This is a genomic window from Brucella pseudintermedia (assembly GCF_008932435.1).
GTDB lineage: Bacteria > Pseudomonadota > Alphaproteobacteria > Rhizobiales > Rhizobiaceae > Brucella > Brucella pseudintermedia.
In genome coordinates this window covers 178732-197202 of record NZ_WBWE01000011.1, presented here as the reverse complement: position 1 = coordinate 197202, position 18471 = coordinate 178732, and the positions used below count along the sequence as shown (strand labels likewise).

The window sequence follows — 18471 nt, the reverse complement described above, 5'->3', positions numbered from 1 at the left end:
GCAAAACCTCAACCTGCCGAAGCTTCGTGACGATCTCGTCGGGCTTGTGTCGCTTGTTTGCCATTGTGGTCCTCCTTCATGGTCAAAACCATACTTCAAGGTGGACCCGTTCAATGGGGGTGGATCAGCTTACATTGAACGCAAACTGCGCGACCAGTACCGCGACGACCCTATCGCAGTTGAACGCGGCTTAGAGGCAGCCCGAACAAAAATCGCCGGGATGATTGCACGCGGGAATGAGATTGAGGCGCCTAGCGGCTCATTTTTCCTCCGTATTCAAGCGGGCAGCACTTGCTACCGTGCATTAAACCGTTCAATCAAGTCATCTATGCTCCGCCTGTCCGTCCCTTCCTGAGTGGCGGTCTAGTTCTGCCTTTTCGGCGATGATGCGGTGAAGCTCGGCTACACCAGCCTCCAGGCAGGCCCTTCCGTCCAGATGCCGGAAGCGCAACCAGAACGCGGCGCGCTCCTCGCGTGTCGGCCCTATTCCTGCCTGTCGTTCCAAATCGCCAATCGTACCCATGACTCGGCCTTTCTCGCGCCGCTCAAGCGGCGGCGCGTAAATCTTCGGTTTCGTGGTTGCTGCAGGGCTGCAAGCTATGAAGATAGGCGACAGCCTTCTCCGCGTGGCTCGCAGCCTGAAAGATGGCGCGCTTGTCGTTTTTGAGGACCTTGACCCACGAGGCGATATAAGCCGCATGATCGTCGCGCGGTTCCGCCGCAAGCCCCAAATCCGCTGCGACGAAAACACTGCCGAGCTCGGCAACAACTTCCTCTAGGGCGTATCCTTCGTCGCCCCATTGCTTGCGGCCTAGATCACGATCAAGGCGGCTTGGATGCCGAGTCCAATGGACGCATTCGTGAGCAAGCGTTGCTGCATGCGCCTCGGCTGACACGAAGGAATCGAACTTCGGCATTCCGATGAAGTCTTGATCGATCCGATAATAGGCACTGTTCCCGCCTTCGCGAATATCAGCGCCAAGGTTGGCAAAGAATGCATCCGCGTGAGCGATGCGTTCTTTCGGCTCGCCCTGCGGCTCGATCTTCGCATAAAAATGCTCGGGCAACCGGTCGATCTGGTCCGCATTGAAAACGCTGTACCCTTTCATGAAAGGTATGCGCTTCTCGATCTCTTCACCGTTGTCGGCCTGCTCGGTTTTCTCAATCGCGCCAGCATAGACGACGAGCGCCGAGCGCTCACCCTTGCGGACCTGACCGCCAAGCTCCTGCGCCTGCTTATAGGTCATCCAGAAAGCGGACGAATAGCCGTTTTCTTGTGCAGCCATCCAGAGCAACACGGTATTGATTCCACGGTAGGGAACGCCGTTGTGACGCAAGGGCCTAACGGGCGTGCCGGCTGCGCCCCACGGCTGAAACCATGGCCACGTCCCTTGCTCCAGCGCCGCAACAATCTTGTTGGTGATGATCTGATACGTGTCGCGCTTTTCGTTCGTCATAGCTGGCTCTCCTTTCCGCTTTGGGCGAAGCCTCCCCGATCTGTTCGGGGAAAGACCTCGTGGCTTTCCCCCGGGCAGAGGGGGGAGGGCGCAGCCCGCCACCCGGCTGAAACCGGGCGGGTCAAGGGGTCGTGACGGCGGAAAAAACGGAAGGTTCGGCCGCCAAGCTGAAAGCCGTTTTTTTTGACGGCGCGACAAGCGGCTTGCCGCGCCTGCCCCTTGGCGCGAACGGTTTCCGCTGGCAGGCGGATTGAGAAAATGATTGAGATGTGAGTTGCAGCCGCGCATAGCGCGGGGCAACTCGCCTTCTGAACGTCAACCGGCTAGGCCGTTTGCCCGCTTACTCATGTGCTGTATACAGCAAAATTGCATTGTAGTTTTAATGTGTTAGGCTCAGGCCGGACGCGGCAACTATACAAGGAACGTAGTGATCAACCCGTTCCCAGGTTCGATCAACGCCGCGTCCACTTATCGGCAATAGCCATTCCGGCAGGAGACATGATGGAGCCACTGCATACGACTGAGGAACGCACCATTCTCGGGATATCGCTGTTGACGTGGTATCCGATCGTCCTCATTGCCGGCGGCGCTTACCTCACCAGTTCGCTATTCCTCGATCACGGTTCCCTGTTCGTCCTGCTCGGGACTCTGGCTTTGCTGTATTGGCTTGCCAGATACAAAGCAGCCAAGGACGGACCCTTCTGGCTGCGTCATGTCCTTGAGGCACGTCGAGGAACGAATTTCGAAGACAAGCCGTAACTGGTTCAGGACGCCGGCGACGTGTTTCCGCACCAATGCCGGAATCGCTCGTTCCATGTTTTGGAGCCAGGTCGCCACCTGACGGCTAATCCTTCACTCATGAGAAGATCCCCGGCGTCGCGGCCGTCGACAAAGAGCCGCACCAATGGGCGACTATATTTGTCACGCTCGCCTCGATCGGCAATCTCGATCATCACGGACCTTGCAATGAGATCGCGCAAGCGATCACGAGCCGCATAGCCGGTTGTGCGCTCTGCGTCACAACGCGGCTCGGAAACCTCGGGCGCATCGATGCCGACCAGGCGCATGCGTTGCCGGTCGATGATGATCGTATCGCCATCGTAGACATAGACACGTTTGGAATCGATTGCGGTTCGGGCGAGGGGAGTTCCGACGATCGGCAACTTTGCTTGAACCGTCGTGATGAGCTGGTCGAGCACATGACCAACTTCGGATTGCATACCGGCGAGGATGGCGCCCGCCACAAGAGCGGCAACTGCAATAGAGCGTCGACTGAACACGTGAGCTCCCCGCATCAGTTGCGATTGGAGCGCTGTGAAACCGCATCTATCCGGCGCTCTAAATCCGAATTGATTTGATACGTTTGAAAAGCTGTAAAGACTGCAAAGATGGCCGATAGAACTGAAAAAAACGCGGCGATCGTTATCGCAATAGTGAGGATGGACACTCGCGCACTGGTTATTTCCTTATCCATCATTTATTTCCTATCTCGCAAAATATGATACTGGTAGAGCTTATCATAAACGGTCGTTTTTGAGAGGCCGCACCTGAAGGTCAGAAAATTGTCTGTCTAAACCTGGCGGGCTTCTCAAAAGCCTTCTCAAATGATAGCATTCTCAAAACGCCCACTGAAGCCCTTTTTGAGAGTGTTTAATGCTCATTGGCTACGCCCGAGTGTCTACCTACGACCAATCTGCAGATTTGCAGATTGAGGCTTTGAAAGCGGCAGGCTGTAAGAAGATCTTCACGGAGACTGCGAGCGGCGCGCGGACCGACCGGCCCGAGCTGCAAAAGGCGATCGAGTATTTGCGGGAGGGGCAGGACCAGCTTGTGGTTTGGAAACTGGACAGACTGGCGCGGTCACTGCTTCAGCTAATCGAAACGGTCAATGAGCTGCACGAGCGCAAAATCGGCTTTCGATCGTTGACAGAGAACATCGACACATCGTCGTCGGGCGGCCGGCTCATCTTTCATATCTTCTCTTCCATAGCCGAATTTGAGCGTGATCTGATCCGCGAGCGCACGCTTGCGGGTCTGGAGTCGGCGCGCAAAAAGGGCAGGCGGGGCGGACGTCCCAAAGCGCTTGACGCAGCCGGGGTCATCCAGGCGCAAGCTCTGCTCGAAAAGGGCGATCTCACCGCCAAAGAGATCGCCGCTCGCCTCGGTGTCTCGGTTCCCACACTATACCGCTATGTTCCCGCAAGCACATTGAAGGAGGACGATAGTTAATGCTGGTTTTGACGACAGACGTTTTGCCGCCTGCGCATTTGCGTTTGAAGTGATCCAAAATGAGCCAATCAGCAAAAATGCAATCGTCAGAAATCGTTGCATTGGGCCTCTCTCTCCCCCTCAAGCGAGCGTGATTGTTCGCCATTTTGCCAGTGTAAGGTTGAATAATAATGCTCGTTGCTAAATTATCGACGGTGGTGGGGGGATCGCTATCGCAGTCCAAGATCGATTCTGCGTTCACAATGACAAGTGACGCATACGCTATTTTCGAGGGGAGACGTTTGCAGTGAATTCCAAGCTTTTCATTATCCTGACGATTCCGCTATTTGTGGCTACCGGCTGCACGAGCAGCCCCAAACCCTGGGTGAAGGACAACACGCCCCGATCTGAAGCGGATCAGGCCATGGCCGACTGCAAGTATCAGGCGCAGGCTGCGACCATCGGGATAGGATCCAATGACAGGCCGAAGAACATGACCGATGCAATCGGTCAGGGAATTGGCGACGGCATTGTCCAGGCCATGGACCAAGCCGAACTGGTCAAATCCTGCATGGAAGCGAAGGGCTTCACTCAATAGTTGATCCAGGGCAAGCCAATGTGGATTTCCACCTAACATACGGCATTGATCTTCCTTCTGTGACCGGTTCGTCCGGCCATCAGAATTTTAGGGATAGGGGAATGGTCAACACGATGGTTCAGGCAAACCTCCGATTCGACCGCACACGCCTCCAAATACGAGGCGAGCCATGATCCGGCTGCTCTTTCTGCTTCTTGGTGCACGCGCTCTGAAACCGACATGGCGGTGGCTTTCTCTTGCCGGCATCGTCTGGATGGCGCTCGGTGTCACGATCCTGCTCGATCTTAGTGATGGCATACTGTCGGTCGTTCTCGATACGCTTGCGATCTTTCTTGTGGCCGAAGGCCTGGTGGAGATCACAGCGGCGGCCTCCCGCGGGCTGCGGAGCTACTGGATCGACGCGCTGCGCGGCGGCACTTTTCTCTTTGCCGCCTTTCTGGTTTTCAACGTTCCGTGGGACAACAATATCGGAGCGGCCATCGTCTTCGGTCTTGCGTTCCTGACCGATGGACTGTTCCGCATTGCCTCGGCCTATGTCGTTCATAGCCACCGCTGGCGCGTCGGCATTGCGGCGGGTTTGGTCGAAGTTTCTTTGGCGATCGGAATTCTTGCATCGTGGCCCATCCCGCATCGGCTGACCGTACCGTTCTGCTTTGCGCTGCTCCTGCTCACCTCCGGATATGCACTAATCCGCATGTCTCTGCCGTTGCGCGATTTGCCGGAGGGTGCTTCCGTTACCTCGCTGCCGCTCTATGCGGCGCGGAACTGGCAAGGTGGAAAGGTCCATCCACTCATCACCGAAAATGCCATTGACAGCGCCGGTGATCAGATTCTCAACGTTTATGTCTGGACCGCCGTCGGCTCGGTGAAGGACCCACAGCGCCGATTACTGATAGACCGCTACGTGGCCGCCGTCGACAAGAAGGGGGTGATCTCCACAGGCCATGCGGCATTGGAAATGCCGCCCGATCTTTATGTCAGCCACTATCCGGCGAACGACATCGATCACAGCCCGGACGATTTCCGTTCCCTGCTTTACGCAGGACCTGAAAACAACGTGCCCGGTCGCTTCAATGAATCTCTGGCGATCGAGGCTGCCGCCTGGTGCATGCCCGATCAGAGGATCACCTTTCGCCAGTTCAATCCGCAGGCGCTACGGACGTTCTGGCAAGCCTACTCAAAAGACACGACCTACAATCTCACTGCGCGCAACTGTTCGACGACGGTGATCCAGGCGCTCGACGCCGCCATTGAGGGAGCGGCTTACACCGGGAAACTCTGGCGCGATCTCTTTCGCATCGTCAGCGATCCGCATTTCTGGCTGATGCGGATCGTGCGCGGTCGTGCCGAGGCCATGACGTGGACGCCGGGATTGGTGCTCGATTACACGCGGCTGCTCAAACATGTGGTGGAACATAGCGAGCGCCGATGGAGAAGAAAATTGAGCGACGCCCTTCGCGCCAGAAAGACGTTGGCTCACAAGGATGAGCGGGCGGAGGGCAAAGGGGCAGCGGCTTGACCGGAACGACAAGAACGACAGCAATAGTAATCTTGACGGCCGCTACCTTCGGATTGACCTACGGTCTCAGCGCGCCGCTGATCGCGCTCGAACTTTCAGATGCCGGCTACACCGAGACTTTAATCGGCGCGAACGGCGCCATGTACGCGGTCGGCGTCCTCGTTGTCGCGCCGGTGCTTCCCCGCCTTTCCAGGAGCCTGGGCTTCGGCAAGCTCGCCAAGGGTGCGCTGCTTCTCGCCGGCGCACTGTTCGCTCTCTTTCCCGCCGCCCCTTTCCTGTGGCTGTGGTTTCCGCTGCGGGCGGCCTTGGGCGCCGCTTCCGAAACCCTCTTCGTGGTTTCCGAGACTTGGCTGAACCAGATCACGAGCGCGGCCAAAAGAGGCAAGACGATCGCGATTTATGTGACGGCCTTGTCGGCCGGAACCGCGCTCGGTCCGGCGATTCTGGCGCTTGTCGGACGAAACATGGCGCTTGCATTCATTATCGGAGCCGCGCTCGCACTCGCAGCCTGCGCGGTTCTGCAGTTCGGACGACCGCATGAAGCGCGGCACGAGAGCGCGCCGAAGGACAGCCCGTTCCGCTACCTGAGGCTCGTGCCGGTGGCGGTTGCCGCCGCGGGCCTGAACGCGGCGCTGGAATCGGCTGGTCTCAGCCTCCTGCCCCTTTATGCGATGGCGCTCGGCTGGCCGGAACAGTCGGCGACCTTCCTCCTCACGATCCTGCTCATCGGATCGATCCTGCTTCAGCTTCCCATCGGCTGGTTGGGCGACCGGATGAATCGTCGCCTCCTCGTCGTCATCCTGGCGATGGTCTCGACCGCGGGGGCGCTCATCTGGCCCGCCGCCCTGACGCATGCCTGGCTCGCCTATCCGCTGTTGTTCGTCTGGGGCGGCGCGTTCGTCGGCATCTACACGACGACCATCGCCATTCTCGGCGATCGCTACAAAGACGGTGAACTGGTCAGCGTCTATGCTTTGCTGTCGATTGCCTGGGGGCTTGGCGCCCTTGCCGGCCCGCTGATAGGCGGGTTAGCGATGGAAATCTCGCCCCACGGATTGCCGATCTTCGCCGCTCTCGCCTGCGGCCTGTTTGCGGCATGTGCCGCGTTACACAGATCCGGGAGCGCCGCTCCCAAACCGGAAACCGGGAGGGAACCGACGTCGGTGTCGAATAATTGATATGAACTTTCGTATTTTCTTTCTGCTCCTTGCAATCGTCGCAACCACGTTCATTGCTCAATCCGCAACAGCGCAAAACGACACTATATCGACACAGCCGCTGACGATTGGCCTCTATGTGAGCCCGCCTTTTGTGATGAAGGACGGCGACCATTATTCCGGTATGGCGATAGAACTTTGGGAAGCAACTGCACCCCTTAATCTCAGCTATTCGTATCGGGAATATCCGACTTTCGAGGCGTTGATCGCAGCGGTGCAGCGCGGAGAGGCACAGGTGGCGGTGTCGAATCTCACCATCACCAAAGACCGCGTCGAACGCATTGCCTTTTCCCAACCTTGGTATGATGCGGGCCTTCGGATCATGATTGCCGACAGTCAGGGCTCCGGCTTCTGGCAGATTCTTGGCGGCTTGGAGAAGGCCGGGCACCTTCGCGCCATGGCCTGGCTCGTCTTCATCATAGTCGTGGCCACGATTCTGCTGGCCGTATTCTATCGCCGTTTCGACAAGGACTTTCCACGAAGATGGCACGAAGGCCTTGCCGAGAGTTTTTATGAGGTCATGTCGGTTGCCACGTCGGGCAAGGTCACGCGCGCCAATGCGCTGGGCTGGATCGGGCGCATTTCCGGCGGCATCTGGATGGTCTGCGGGGTGGCCGTGATCGCCTACGTTACCTCTTCGGTAACAAGCGTCATGACGGCCCTGACACTGACGCACCAGATCAATTCGCTCGCGGATCTTCCCGGCCGCAGTGTCGGCGTACTCGGCGGCAGCGTGGCGGAGAGCTATTCAAACGATATGCGGCTTGCAACAAGACCCTATGGCAACATCGACAGTGCGGTCCAGAGCCTCGTTTCGGGCGAGGTCACAGCGATCATCGGTGATGCGCCGGTCCTCGAATATTATGCCCACACGCATGCTTCTACGCCTTTATCCGTCGTTGGAGCCATCTTCCACCCCGACAAATACGGCTTCGGCTTCCGCCATGGCGATACGCTCAGCCACGACGTCACCTTGGAAATCCTGGCACTGCAGGAAGGCGGCGAACTTGAGCGGCTGAGACGGAAATATTTCGGTGACGAAAGATAGAGGGAAGCCTTGGGGCACTTCAGTCCTAGGGTAGGATTTCGCCCCCTACCGCAAACGAGCCCTACGGGACGGTTTCGAGGTCGGTTTCGCTAAATTCATCGTCCGTCGCCAAGATCGGGACACGATAGTATTTTGCGCACGCGTAATGAATGCAGTCTGCGAGATTAAGACCGTGACGGCCTTTTCGATAGGTATTGGCCGCGTGAAGAGACAGCGCTGTGGTGCGTCTTGCGGGCGGCAAGTCGCGTATTTCGATAGCGCGAGCGTCCAGAAATTCCATAATAAGCGGCTCGACCTGGCCAATAGCAAGGTCGAACTTGTCGGGCCGGGAGAGGGCGAGGGCCGTTTCCAGAATGGCAAGCGGCGATGTGAAACGCTTCTTGGCGCTCATGATCGCGGCGGACACGCGTTCCGATTCGGGTTCATCGGCCAGAACGGCGACAAGGGCGCAAGCGTCAATAAACATGCCGCTCACGCTTCCCACATCTCGTCAAAGGCTTCTTTCGGAAGCGGCTTTTTGGCTGCTTCCTTGCCCTCGACATGATATTTTTCGCGCAGCCGTGCAGCCGTCTGAGCCGGTGTCTCGACGTTCAAACGACGCTCGATCGCTTCGCGCATGGCAATGACGATCGCATCAGAAATGCTCACATTCGCGATCTTCGCGAACTTGCGGGTCAACTGGTCGGCGGTTTGGTTCGTGACATTGATTGCCATTGATCCACCCCCATTGAACGGGTCCACCTTGAAGTATGGTTTTGACCATGAAGGAGGACCACAATGGCAAACAAGCGACACAAGCCCGACGAGATCGTCACGAAGCTTCGGCAGGTTGAGGTTTTTCGCGGCATCGAGCATGACGACGCCGCTGTTTCCGCTTTATCAGGCAAGCTGGGGCATTTCGGCCTTTCTGATCAGCGTGATTTTCGCGATCTATGTCGGAACGCTGCTCGTCTCGCTGTTGTTTCTGGGAGCTTTATCCAACCATTATGGCCGACGGTCTGTCATCGTGGCGGCGCTCGCGGTGGAATGTGTTGCCCTTGTCATGTTCCTCGTTGCTGACAGCGGAAGCTGGCTGGTGGCGGCGCGTCTGGTTCAGGGTTTTGCCACAGGTATTGCGACCACGGCGGTTGCGGCAGCGCTTCTGGATGTCGATCACAAGACAGGCGCGGTGATCAACAGTCTGGCGCCTATGGTTGGCATGGCATTGGGCGCGATCGGGGCAGGTGTTCTGGTCCAGTTCGCGCCGTTACCCTTGCGGCTGGTCTATGCACTGACCCTGGGGCTTTCCCTGATCCAAATACTGCGCACCTTGCTTTCAGCGGAGACTTTCCAGAACAGAATCAGCAAAGGCTTATCCCTGCGTCCAAAGGTCGAGATTCCGACCGAGGTGCGAGCCATGTTTCTCCGCATCATCCCGCTGAATGTCGCGGTCTGGGGATTGGGCGCGCTGTTTCTGTCGCTGTTGCCCGGGCTTCTGCACGAAATGGCGGCAGGACCGTCGATGGCGTGGCTGAGTGGTGCTGCGGTCGGAATTCTGACTCTGGCGGGTGCGGGTGCCGTCATGCTGTTCCGCCATCATTCGGCAACAACGGCGCGCAACTGGGCGGGGCTGGCGATTATTGCCGGAACCGGGATCGTCCTGCTCGGTACGCTATTTCACAGCCCTGTCTTGCTTCTGTTCGGTTCACTGCCGACCGGCATCGGCTTTGGCGCTGGCTTCCTTGGCGTCTTGCGCGGTCTTGTGGCGCGGGCAAGGCCCGAAGAACGTGCCGGCCTGATCTCGTCCTTCTACATAGCCAGCTATCTGCCGAACGCGCTTCTGGCGATGATAGCCGGATATGCCGCAGGCCACATCGGCGTTTTCCATACCGTGCTGGGCTTTGGCGTCTTCATCATCCTTATGGCAGGCTTGTCGCTTGCCGTGAGCGTGGATGAGCCAGATTGAGCGGTGCCTCCGCACTATCGGAAAGAACGCTTCAGCCCCTCAATGAAGCTTCGGGTGCGGATGGAAAGGTGACGCCTGCTGGGATAAATCGCATGGATGGCGGCTTCGCTCATAGCGGTTTTCGGCAGGATTTCCACCAGCTTGCCGTCCGTGATATCTTGTTCAACGATGAACGAGGGCAGAAGTGCGATCCCAAGGCCCGCGAGGGCGGCCACACGGATCGCGTCGCCGCTGTCAAAGCGGATATGGACACCTCCTTCAATCGTAATGGGCAGATCATCCTCACGGAGCAGGTTCCATACCGTTGACGTGGTGCCCAGGCCGTAAATTAACCGTTGATGATGCCTAAGCTCATCAGTACTGGCCGGTTTGCCCCGTTTGAGGAGATAGTCCGGTGACGCATAAAGTCCCAGCCGCGTCCGGTCGATCACCTGCGTGATATACTGCCCGCTTGTCGCGACTGACCCGACCCGGATCGCAAGGTCAAAGCCCTCTTCGACCAGATCGACCATCCGGTCGGTGAAGCTCACTTCCACAGCTAGATCGGGCGCGGTTTCGAGATAAGTCGCGAGGTAAGGAATGATTTTCGCCTTTCCGTAACCTTCCGAGACCGTCAGGCGCAATGTGCCGCGAGGCTGAAGCCGGTTGGGACGAATGCTTGCCTCGGCCTCGGCAAGGTCTTCGAGCAGTTGCCTGCTTCGGTGGTAGAATTCATGGCCCTCGTTTGTCAGGGAAAGGCGGCGGGTGGTGCGGTGGAACAGCCGCGTTCCAAGGTAAGCCTCCAGCCGCGCCAGCGCCTTACCCGCCGCAGAACGGGTCAATCCCACCGCCTTTCCACCCCCGACAAAGCTGCCGGCTTCTGCCACGGCGACAAAGATGCGCAACGCCCCGAGATCAAGCTCGGAAGCAGCGGGCAGATGTTTCGCGATGTCACGGCGCTGCATTGGGGAAACCTGTTCGTCAATCGAAGGTCCATATAACTCATTGTCGAACAGATTATGAAAGGTATTTAAATGTCCTCCCAGAATACGCTTCCCGAAAATGCACAGGCGGCCCTCAACGGCTGGATCGAGGCCGCGGGTCCCGTTGTAGAAAAGATTTACGGCACGTCAGAAGCCAGTTGGGCGCAAGTCCGTACTGATTATATGAGCGGTCTTGGCCACCTGTTTCCCGCGATGAAAGACGTTTCCTATGGAACCGCGACGCTGGATTCCGTGCCGACGATGACGGCTGTTCCCGAAGGCCCGGAACCTCAACGGGTCTTGCTCTATATCCACGGCGGCGGATATGTTCATGGCGGCGTTGAAGGCTATCGCGGTTTGACCGGGCGGCTGGCAAAGGCCTTGAATGCAAAAATCTACGCACCCGATTATCGTCAGGCACCGGAATTTCCGTTTCCAACCCCGATTGATGATGTGTTTGCCGCCTATCGTGCGCTGCTTTCATCAGGCGTTGATCCGAAAAACCTCGTTCTTGCGGGCGATTCCGCTGGCGGTGCGATGGTTGTCACAATGATGCGCAAGGCCCGCGATGCGGGGATCGCATTGCCTGTGGCGGGTGCTGCTTTTTCACCTTGGGCCAATCTAACTCATAGTGGCCTGTCCGCCACTGTCCGCGACGGTATTGATCCGCTTTGCAGCGTCGAATTTTTGAATAAGCTGGCGCGGATGTTCCTTGCCGGGGAATTGCCGACACATCCTGATGCCTCTCCAGTTTTCGCAGATTTACACGATCTGGCACCGGTGCTGATCCAGATCGGTGAAAACGAGGTAATGCTCAGCGATGCAATCCGCCTTGCATCCAATCTGGGTGAGGCTCGTGTGCGCGTGTCGCTTGAAGTGTGGCCGGGTATGTTTCATGTCTGGCATCTGCTGGCCGGTGTCCTGCCTGAAGCGGATCAAGCGATTCTCAATGCCGTCCGGTTTCTTGATGATGCGCTGACTTCAAAGGCCCGTACAGGGCTTTAATCCGCGATTGGTGAAACATTTGGTAGCGCTGGCCATTCGACGGATTAGCTGCGGATTTTGCCGTGCATTCTTCGATACGTGAGCGCCTCGCCCTTGCCGATCAGACAGGTCCAGCGTCTTCAGCGCTTCGATGATTTCGTCATATGAGACGGCCTTATCGGTTCCAGGATAAAGGCGAAGGGCCGGACTGGAATCGATGGCAAAGATGTCGGATGCCCACGACGCAAGAATGGCGCGTTTCTCGTCTATGTCGATATCGTCGGCTGCAAGAACGTCTCGGGGATGACCGAAATGTTGGGCCGGATGATGCAGATGCTCGGCGCTAATTGCTGCTGGTTTCTCCGGAATCGAATTTTCCAATCTTTCCTTTCTCATAGCTTGACCCCCTTTGATGCCAGGTGGATGGTTTCGGTTGCATGTGGCGCAAGTCGTTAGTGCGCCCGGTGATCGAACACGCCTCGCGCGGCCTCGACCATTGTTTTTAGATGGCTCGGTTCGCGAACACCTTGCCTGTATAATTCCACAGTGATGGCCGCCATTCGCTCCGCTTCCTCAGTCTCCTTGGCAACGCCAGCTCTCGATCGAATGTCATCGAAAACCCTCTGACAGACAACAAGGTCTCTGGAATAGAGTGGTTGGGGTGGGCGCTTGATTGTATTCTGAACCGTTTTTATCTCCTCATTGGAGGCTCGCCCCCAGCGGGGGCGAGCCTAAGACAATCGCTTAGAAATCCATGCCGGCGCTAGCCGGTAGGGCTGGAGCGGCCTCCTTTTTGGGCTTCTCCGCTATCATCGCTTCCGTTGTCACCAGAAGACCGGCAACCGAGGCTGCGTCCTGCAGCGCAGTGCGCACAACCTTGACCGGATCGATGACACCCTGAGCATAAAGATCACCATATTCGCCGGTCTGGGCGTTCCAGCCATAGGAGAAGTCGGTTTTTTCACGCAGTTTGCCGACAATGATCGAACCTTCGGCACCGGCATTTTCGGCGATCTGGCGAACAGGTGCTTCAATCGCCCGTCGCACGATCTCGACGCCGACACGCTGATCGTCGTTCGCGATCGGAAGGTCCTCGAGCGCCTTAACGGCGCGCAGGAGAGCGACACCGCCACCCGGGAGAATGCCTTCCTCTACCGCGGCGCGGGTCGCATGCAGCGCATCGTCGACGCGGTCCTTTTTCTCCTTCACTTCGACTTCCGTCGAGCCACCGACGCGGATGACGGCAACGCCCCCGGCAAGCTTGGCAAGACGTTCCTGTAGCTTTTCGCGGTCGTAGTCGGAGGTTGTCTCCTCGATCTGAGCCCGAATCTGCGCAACGCGGCCATCGATTTCCGCCTTGGAACCGACGCCATCGATAATGGTGGTGTTCTCCTTCTCGATCGCCACTCTCTTCGCCCGGCCGAGCATGTTGAGGGTGACGTTTTCCAACTTGATGCCGAGGTCTTCCGAGATCACGGTTCCTCCCGTCAGGATGGCGATGTCTTCCAGCATGGCCTTGCGACGGTCGCCGAAGCCAGGAGCCTTGACGGCAGCTATCTTGAGACCGCCACGCAGCTTGTTGACGACAAGCGTTGCAAGAGCTTCCCCTTCGACGTCTTCAGCGATGATGACGAGCGGTTTGCCGGACTGGACGACGGCTTCGAGAACCGGCAGCATCGCCTGCAGGTTCGACAACTTCTTCTCATGGATCAGGATATAGGGATCTTCCAGTTCCACCCGCATCTTGTCTTGGTTGGTGACGAAGTAGGGGCTGAGATAGCCGCGATCGAACTGCATGCCTTCGACGACTTCGAGTTCGGTTTCAGCGGTCTTGGCTTCTTCGACAGTTATAACACCTTCGTTGCCGACTTTCTCCATCGCCTCGGCAAGATAACGACCGATCTCCGTATCTCCGTTGGCGGAGATGGTACCAACTTGAGCAATTTCGGAATTGCTGGTGATCTTGCGGGCGTTGGTCTTCAACTCCTTGACAACCGCATCGACGGCGAGATCGATGCCACGCTTCAGGTCCATCGGATTCATGCCGGAGGCGACGGCCTTGGCGCCTTCCTTAACGATGGCCTGGGCAAGCACGGTCGCGGTTGTCGTGCCGTCGCCGGCGAGATCGTTCGTCTTCGATGCCACTTCGCGCAGCATCTGGGCGCCCATGTTCTCGAACTTGTCTTCCAGTTCAATTTCCTTGGCGACGGAAACGCCGTCCTTGGTTATACGAGGGGCACCGAAGGACTTGTCGATCACGACATTGCGGCCCTTTGGACCGAGCGTGACCTTCACGGCATTGGCCAGCACGTCAACTCCCCGCAGCATGCGTTCACGGGCATCGGTGTGGAACTTGACTTCTTTCGCAGCCATTTTTTCTAACTCCTCAATAGGCAGCTATGTGACTGATGGGTTGGATTGACGGGTTATCGCCTCAGGCAGCTTTTTTCTGCTCTGCCTGGGTTTCGATGATGCCCATGACATCGCTTTCCTTCATGATCAGCAGGTCTTCGCCGTTGATCTTGATCTCGGTGCCGGACCATTTGCCGAACAGGATGCGGTCGCCGGCCTTGACGTCGAGCGCCTGGATCTGGCCGGCATCGTTGCGCGCGCCGGGACCTACGGCGATGACTTCGCCTTCCTGCGGCTTTTCCTTGGCGGTGTCGGGAATGATGATGCCGCCCTTGGTCTTTTCTTCGGATTCGACCCGGCGGACGAGAATGCGATCATGAAGCGGTCGGAACGACATGTTTTCCTCCGTTGAGCAAAAATGATGACGTTGTTCCCTCTGGCCGGACCGAATGATCGGTCCGGGCGGGTGCAAAACCTCAAGTCGAGCATTTTGCGCAAAATGATCTGGTTTTGAGATTTTTCGATTTCAAGAGGGAGAAACGAAAAATTAGCACTCGTCTTCTGATGCTACTAACATACTGGAAAGGAACAATAAACGGCGCGATTGCGTTTAAAAATCCGTTGATGGTCGTGAAATTTTGCGACACACTTCACAGTGTCATGAAACGGAGATGAAGCATGCAATTCTCATCGGATCTGGAACGTCAGCTCAATGGCTACGGCCTCACCACCGCGCACATCCTCTATCGCATTCCTGATTTCGAATCCGTGCTGCAGACCTATGTCTGGCAGGACTACGATCTGGCACCCGATTTTCCTGAGATGCACAGGTTCCTGGATTTCTGGCAGTCCAGGCTTGAAGGCCCGCTCCATTCTGTCCGCTATACGCATCAGTGCTTGATCGGACCGAATGAATGGCGCCGCGTCGAAGGCGAGTTCAAGCTTCACTGAGGTCTTGAACAGAAATTTCCTCTATCCTAGCTCTGTCGTGACCGAGGCTTGATGAGATCGGTCAATATCCCACGTCTGTTCAGAGTGAGACCGGATAGGGAAGAGAAGAGAAGAGAAGATAAAACTCATCAAAGACCTCAGCATCAAGGAACGCGAAGAGGTCTTTGCCGACGTCGCGCGTGTCCTGCAGGGGACCGCTTGCGAGGCTTATGTCGAAGGCAACCGCCATTACACGCAGGCAGAGAACACGCATAGTCATTCGACCGTTCTGCATGTTGGTAGTGCTGTAGCCGTACAAGGGAACGAACAATCTCACTAAAATTCAATGCAGGCCGAGGCATTGGTATTTCAGCTAAAAATCGACGTTTCAGCAGGCAATGCTCCTGTAGAGGCACGCTTCCATCCCACTTCGATCGGGTGTCTATTGGCATTTGGGAAATCGCGAAGATCGGTGCGTCGGTGGCTTCGGGAACAGATTTGCAGGCGACAGGTCACGTCGTGGTGAGCGATCCGCAAAAAATCTCTTTTATTGACGAACAAAACATGAACATGTATCTTCGCTCATATGGTGAAAAAGAGCCTTCAGGATAAACTTGCCATTCTATCGGATGCGGCAAAATACGATGCATCTTGTGCGTCAAGCGGTGGCGAGAAGCGCGATGCAAGCAAGGGCGGTGTCGGATCGTCGGGAGGGGCAGGGATTTGCCATGCTTACACTCCGGATGGGCGCTGTATCAGCCTGCTGAAAATTCTTATGACCAACTTCTGCATCTTCGACTGTGCCTATTGCATAAACCGGGTCAGCTCGAACGTGGAACGGGCGCGGTTCTCAGTCGAGGAAGTTGTCTCGCTCACGCTGGAATTTTATCGACGCAATTACATCGAGGGCCTGTTCTTGTCCTCGGGCATCATCAAGTCCCCCGACCAGACCATGTCCGATATGGTACGCATAGCGCGGACATTGCGGGAGGGTCACGGCTTCCGCGGCTATATCCATCTCAAGACGATTCCCGATGCAAGTCCGGACTTGATCCGGGAGGCCGGGCTTTGGGCTGATCGGCTATCGATTAATGTCGAATTGCCGGAGGACGCAAGTGTGCGCAAATTCGCTCCGGAAAAACGCCCTGAAACGATCCGTGGTGCGATGGCACAAGTGCGGCTGGAAGGCGAGGCGGCAAAAGATAAGACCCATACCGGGCGTAAGCCGCGCCGGTTTGCACCGGCCGGGCAAAGCACGCAGATGATCATCGGCGCGGATGGGGCAGACGATGTGACCATCCTCAAAATGTCGACACGGCTTTACAGTGGTTACAAGCTGCGACGGGTTTATTATTCAGCATTCTCCCCGATCCCGGACGCCTCCGCAGCTCTGCCCTTGATCCAGCCTCCGCTTCTGCGTGAACACCGCCTATATCAGGCAGATTGGCTTTTGCGTTTTTATGGTTTCACCGCCGAGGAAATCGCTACCGGCACGAAGGCTGGTCATCTTGATTTGGAACTGGATCCAAAACTTGCCTGGGCCATACAGCACCGTGGCCTATTCCCTCTGGATGTAAACCGTGCAAGCCGTGAATTGCTGCTGCGTGTTCCTGGATTCGGTACCCGCACGGTGGATCGCATAATCGTTGCGCGCCAGAACGGCGGTTTAAGATACGAAGATCTGGTGCGGATAGGTGCCAACATGAACAAGGCACGCCCCTTTATCATGACACCTGGCTGGTCGCCGGGGCGGCTCATCGACAACGTCGATTTACGCGCTCGATTTGCACCTCCCGCTGAGCAACTGCGGCTATTATGATCTATTCCGTTAAACTACCCGACGGCGGCACCTTCGATGCGTGGCGTGAGATGGCGCGCATCGCGATATCACATGGTATCGAGCCAAATGATATCGATTGGATCGGAGCAGACGGATTGTTTGATGGGGCGTCGCTGCCCAATGCGCCTGGTGAGCATAAGGCAAGCGTTACGCAGGGGTTTTTGAAGCTTGCGCATTCGGTCATCTGGCATTCGAATCCGGAACGGTTCGGACTGCTCTATCAGGCGTTATGGCGGCTTGACCGAAACGCGGGAGAACCTTTAAGCCATGCCGACCCGCTTGGGCGGCGGCTGCATCTCATGGCAAAATCGGTTGGTCGTGATATCCACAAGATGCATGCTTTCGTACGGTTTCGCGAATTACCTGAGACTGGATTGCGTCGTCGCTTTGCAGCCTGGTTTGAGCCGGAGCATAATATAGTCGAACCGGGTAGTTCCTTTTTTGTAAAGCGTTTCGCGGATATGGACTGGGTGATCGCCACGCCCAGGCTTACAGCTCGATTTGAGGCCGGCAGACTTAGTTACCACCCAGGCGGCACACGCCCTGACTTATCGGAAGATGTCACCGAAACGCTTTGGGGCACCTATTTCGCGAACATCTTCAATCCGGCACGGGTAAAGTTGAATGCGATGCGCGCGGAAATGCCTAAGAAGTATTGGAAGAACCTACCCGAAACGCGCCTGTTTCCAGATATGTTACGAGATGCCGAGTCGCGAGTGGAGCGAATGCGCGCGGCTGCAGAAACGTCACCAGCGGCTGGCGCAGTCGCGATTTCGACCCGTTATCGCGCTGCAATGCCGCAAGCGGCCGAACTCCCCCAGACAATGATCGAAGCGCGAGCGGCTGCCGGACATTGCCGTCGATGTGGATTATGCGAGGCCGCAACCCAGACTGTTTGGGGTAAAGGGCCGGAAGACGCTGAGCTCATGATTGTAGGAGAACAGCCGGGTGATCGTGAGGACCTGGAAGGGCGTCCCTTTGTCGGTCCAGCCGGTCGTCTCCTGCGCGAGGTGATGGTTGCGGCGCAAGTGGGAACCGAACGTGTCTGGCTGACAAATGCAGTCAAGCATTTTAAGTTCACGCCGCGTGGCAAGCGCCGCCTGCATCAAAATCCTGACCGGCAGGAAATTCTGCATTGTCGCTGGTGGCTTGGGCTTGAGCTGGCTTTCATCCGTCCACGCATGGTGGTTGCGTTGGGGGCCTCTGCGGCGTTCGCTCTGACGGATAACAACGCTCCTCTTACTTCGCGACGCGGTCAGGCTGAAATCGGGTTACACGGTGGACCGGTGCTGATCTCCTGGCATCCATCCTATATCTTGCGGTTAAACGACAGTGTCGCGAGAGAACGTGCAAGGCGTGAATTGATCGAAGATATAATCCAGGCCGCTCGCATGGGCGTATCTGTCTGACC

At 57.0% G+C, this 18471-nt stretch carries 24 protein-coding genes; 13 read left to right on the top strand and 11 right to left on the bottom strand.

The features are described from left to right. Window positions 1–355: hypothetical protein (locus F9K78_RS22020; protein WP_208851925.1), on the top strand; the 355-nt coding region annotated here is incomplete at its 5' end. Window positions 356–545: 190 nt separating this feature from the next. Here the strand turns inward: F9K78_RS22020 and F9K78_RS15640 are convergent. Beyond that, window positions 546–1457 carry an ArdC family protein gene (locus F9K78_RS15640; protein WP_151682384.1) on the bottom strand — a complete coding sequence of 304 codons (912 nt, stop codon included), beginning with the start codon at window positions 1455–1457 and terminating at the stop codon, window positions 546–548. Between the two features lie 131 nt (window positions 1458–1588). On the opposite strand from F9K78_RS15640, the gene F9K78_RS22245 reads away from it, so the two are divergent. Then, window positions 1589–1711, top strand: coding sequence for a hypothetical protein (locus F9K78_RS22245; protein ID WP_268903005.1), 123 nt, complete (start codon window positions 1589–1591; stop codon window positions 1709–1711). Between the two features lie 244 nt (window positions 1712–1955). Then, window positions 1956–2216 (top strand): hypothetical protein, encoded by a 261-nt coding sequence (locus F9K78_RS15635; RefSeq protein ID WP_151682383.1) that lies wholly within the window; start codon window positions 1956–1958, stop codon window positions 2214–2216. Window positions 2217–2221: 5 nt separating this feature from the next. Here F9K78_RS15635 and F9K78_RS22110 read toward each other — a convergent pair whose 3' ends face one another. Continuing rightward, the gene (locus F9K78_RS22110; RefSeq protein ID WP_235925446.1) at window positions 2222–2737 is read right to left on the bottom strand and encodes a thermonuclease family protein; all 516 of its coding nucleotides are present in this window, start codon (window positions 2735–2737) and stop codon (window positions 2222–2224) included. 14 nt (window positions 2738–2751) lie between these two features. Beyond that, the gene (locus F9K78_RS15625) at window positions 2752–2934 is read right to left on the bottom strand and encodes a hypothetical protein (protein ID WP_147380122.1); all 183 of its coding nucleotides are present in this window, start codon (window positions 2932–2934) and stop codon (window positions 2752–2754) included. A gap of 176 nt (window positions 2935–3110) precedes the next feature. Between F9K78_RS15625 and F9K78_RS15620 the strand changes: the two genes are divergently transcribed. The 5 genes from F9K78_RS15620 (at window position 3111) to F9K78_RS15600 (ending at window position 8047) form a co-directional block, all read left to right on the top strand. Then, the gene (locus F9K78_RS15620) at window positions 3111–3686 is read left to right on the top strand and encodes a recombinase family protein (RefSeq protein WP_121982440.1); all 576 of its coding nucleotides are present in this window, start codon (window positions 3111–3113) and stop codon (window positions 3684–3686) included. 286 nt (window positions 3687–3972) lie between these two features. Then, a complete protein-coding gene (locus F9K78_RS15615; RefSeq protein WP_119039395.1) occupies window positions 3973–4263 on the top strand; it encodes a hypothetical protein in 291 nt (96 codons plus the stop codon). A gap of 169 nt (window positions 4264–4432) precedes the next feature. Then, window positions 4433–5782 (top strand): HdeD family acid-resistance protein, encoded by a 1350-nt coding sequence (locus tag F9K78_RS15610; RefSeq protein WP_119039397.1) that lies wholly within the window; start codon window positions 4433–4435, stop codon window positions 5780–5782. Next, complete coding sequence (locus F9K78_RS15605; RefSeq protein ID WP_119039399.1) at window positions 5779–6960, top strand: MFS transporter; 1182 nt, start codon at window positions 5779–5781, stop codon at window positions 6958–6960. The genes F9K78_RS15610 and F9K78_RS15605 overlap by 4 nt, the downstream gene beginning before the upstream one ends. Before the next feature lies 1 nt (window position 6961). Continuing rightward, window positions 6962–8047 (top strand): transporter substrate-binding domain-containing protein, encoded by a 1086-nt coding sequence (locus F9K78_RS15600; RefSeq protein ID WP_119039402.1) that lies wholly within the window; start codon window positions 6962–6964, stop codon window positions 8045–8047. A gap of 61 nt (window positions 8048–8108) precedes the next feature. Here F9K78_RS15600 and F9K78_RS15595 read toward each other — a convergent pair whose 3' ends face one another. Next, entirely contained in the window at window positions 8109–8513 is a 405-nt protein-coding gene (locus F9K78_RS15595; RefSeq protein ID WP_119039404.1) for a type II toxin-antitoxin system VapC family toxin, read from the bottom strand. A 5-nt stretch (window positions 8514–8518) separates the two neighbouring features. Further along, the gene (locus F9K78_RS22240; RefSeq protein WP_268903004.1) at window positions 8519–8902 is read right to left on the bottom strand and encodes a type II toxin-antitoxin system VapB family antitoxin; all 384 of its coding nucleotides are present in this window, start codon (window positions 8900–8902) and stop codon (window positions 8519–8521) included. Here F9K78_RS22240 and F9K78_RS15585 point away from each other — a divergent pair. Then, the gene (locus F9K78_RS15585; RefSeq protein ID WP_235925444.1) at window positions 8901–9992 is read left to right on the top strand and encodes an MFS transporter; all 1092 of its coding nucleotides are present in this window, start codon (window positions 8901–8903) and stop codon (window positions 9990–9992) included. The genes F9K78_RS22240 and F9K78_RS15585 overlap by 2 nt on opposite strands. A gap of 14 nt (window positions 9993–10006) precedes the next feature. On the opposite strand, the gene F9K78_RS15580 is transcribed toward F9K78_RS15585, so the two are convergent. Continuing rightward, entirely contained in the window at window positions 10007–10936 is a 930-nt protein-coding gene (locus F9K78_RS15580; RefSeq protein ID WP_174813364.1) for a LysR family transcriptional regulator, read from the bottom strand. Between the two features lie 69 nt (window positions 10937–11005). Here F9K78_RS15580 and F9K78_RS15575 point away from each other — a divergent pair, with 69 nt between their 5' ends. Then, entirely contained in the window at window positions 11006–11959 is a 954-nt protein-coding gene (locus tag F9K78_RS15575) for an alpha/beta hydrolase (protein ID WP_109987534.1), read from the top strand. Here F9K78_RS15575 and F9K78_RS15570 read toward each other — a convergent pair. The 4 genes from F9K78_RS15570 to groES form a co-directional block, all read right to left on the bottom strand. After that, window positions 11936–12334 (bottom strand): hypothetical protein, encoded by a 399-nt coding sequence (locus tag F9K78_RS15570; protein WP_109987533.1) that lies wholly within the window; start codon window positions 12332–12334, stop codon window positions 11936–11938. The genes F9K78_RS15575 and F9K78_RS15570 overlap by 24 nt on opposite strands. Window positions 12335–12390: 56 nt before the next feature. Next, window positions 12391–12633 (bottom strand): hypothetical protein, encoded by a 243-nt coding sequence (locus tag F9K78_RS22105; protein ID WP_151682392.1) that lies wholly within the window; start codon window positions 12631–12633, stop codon window positions 12391–12393. 49 nt (window positions 12634–12682) lie between these two features. Further along, window positions 12683–14311, bottom strand: a complete 1629-nt coding sequence (groL, locus tag F9K78_RS15560) for a chaperonin GroEL (protein WP_109987531.1) — start codon at window positions 14309–14311, stop codon at window positions 12683–12685. Window positions 14312–14372: 61 nt separating this feature from the next. Beyond that, window positions 14373–14687: a co-chaperone GroES gene (groES, locus tag F9K78_RS15555; RefSeq protein WP_006471526.1), complete on the bottom strand. Its 315-nt coding sequence runs from the start codon at window positions 14685–14687 to the stop codon at window positions 14373–14375. Between the two features lie 281 nt (window positions 14688–14968). Here groES and F9K78_RS15550 point away from each other — a divergent pair, with 281 nt between their 5' ends. Continuing rightward, window positions 14969–15241 carry an usg protein gene (locus tag F9K78_RS15550; RefSeq protein WP_006469958.1) on the top strand — a complete coding sequence of 91 codons (273 nt, stop codon included), beginning with the start codon at window positions 14969–14971 and terminating at the stop codon, window positions 15239–15241. 79 nt (window positions 15242–15320) lie between these two features. Here the strand turns inward: F9K78_RS15550 and F9K78_RS15545 are convergent, their stop codons facing one another. Continuing rightward, window positions 15321–15500, bottom strand: a complete 180-nt coding sequence (locus tag F9K78_RS15545) for a hypothetical protein (RefSeq protein ID WP_138787514.1) — start codon at window positions 15498–15500, stop codon at window positions 15321–15323. A 309-nt stretch (window positions 15501–15809) separates the two neighbouring features. Here F9K78_RS15545 and F9K78_RS15540 point away from each other — a divergent pair, with 309 nt between their 5' ends. Beyond that, window positions 15810–17039, top strand: a complete 1230-nt coding sequence (locus F9K78_RS15540) for a putative DNA modification/repair radical SAM protein (RefSeq protein ID WP_198517584.1) — start codon at window positions 15810–15812, stop codon at window positions 17037–17039. Further along, entirely contained in the window at window positions 17036–18469 is a 1434-nt protein-coding gene (locus F9K78_RS15535; RefSeq protein WP_151682381.1) for a UdgX family uracil-DNA binding protein, read from the top strand. The genes F9K78_RS15540 and F9K78_RS15535 overlap by 4 nt, the downstream gene beginning before the upstream one ends. Window positions 18470–18471: the final 2 nt, after the last annotated feature.

Coding starts and splice junctions, on each gene's coding strand:
- F9K78_RS15635 (WP_151682383.1), top strand. CDS start 1,956: ATGATGGAGCCACTGCATACGACTGAGGAACGCACCATTCTCGGGATA.
- F9K78_RS15570 (WP_109987533.1), bottom strand. CDS start 12,334: ATGAGAAAGGAAAGATTGGAAAATTCGATTCCGGAGAAACCAGCAGCA.
- F9K78_RS15535 (WP_151682381.1), top strand. CDS start 17,036: ATGATCTATTCCGTTAAACTACCCGACGGCGGCACCTTCGATGCGTGG.
- F9K78_RS15640 (WP_151682384.1), bottom strand. CDS start 1,457: ATGACGAACGAAAAGCGCGACACGTATCAGATCATCACCAACAAGATT.
- F9K78_RS15580 (WP_174813364.1), bottom strand. CDS start 10,936: ATGCAGCGCCGTGACATCGCGAAACATCTGCCCGCTGCTTCCGAGCTT.
- F9K78_RS15585 (WP_235925444.1), top strand. CDS start 8,901: ATGACGACGCCGCTGTTTCCGCTTTATCAGGCAAGCTGGGGCATTTCG.
- F9K78_RS15575 (WP_109987534.1), top strand. CDS start 11,006: ATGTCCTCCCAGAATACGCTTCCCGAAAATGCACAGGCGGCCCTCAAC.
- F9K78_RS15600 (WP_119039402.1), top strand. CDS start 6,962: ATGAACTTTCGTATTTTCTTTCTGCTCCTTGCAATCGTCGCAACCACG.
- F9K78_RS22240 (WP_268903004.1), bottom strand. CDS start 8,902: ATGCTCGATGCCGCGAAAAACCTCAACCTGCCGAAGCTTCGTGACGAT.
- groL (WP_109987531.1), bottom strand. CDS start 14,311: ATGGCTGCGAAAGAAGTCAAGTTCCACACCGATGCCCGTGAACGCATG.
- F9K78_RS15625 (WP_147380122.1), bottom strand. CDS start 2,934: ATGATGGATAAGGAAATAACCAGTGCGCGAGTGTCCATCCTCACTATT.
- F9K78_RS15545 (WP_138787514.1), bottom strand. CDS start 15,500: ATGACTATGCGTGTTCTCTGCCTGCGTGTAATGGCGGTTGCCTTCGAC.
- F9K78_RS15610 (WP_119039397.1), top strand. CDS start 4,433: ATGATCCGGCTGCTCTTTCTGCTTCTTGGTGCACGCGCTCTGAAACCG.
- F9K78_RS15620 (WP_121982440.1), top strand. CDS start 3,111: ATGCTCATTGGCTACGCCCGAGTGTCTACCTACGACCAATCTGCAGAT.
- F9K78_RS15550 (WP_006469958.1), top strand. CDS start 14,969: ATGCAATTCTCATCGGATCTGGAACGTCAGCTCAATGGCTACGGCCTC.
- groES (WP_006471526.1), bottom strand. CDS start 14,687: ATGTCGTTCCGACCGCTTCATGATCGCATTCTCGTCCGCCGGGTCGAA.
- F9K78_RS15595 (WP_119039404.1), bottom strand. CDS start 8,513: ATGTTTATTGACGCTTGCGCCCTTGTCGCCGTTCTGGCCGATGAACCC.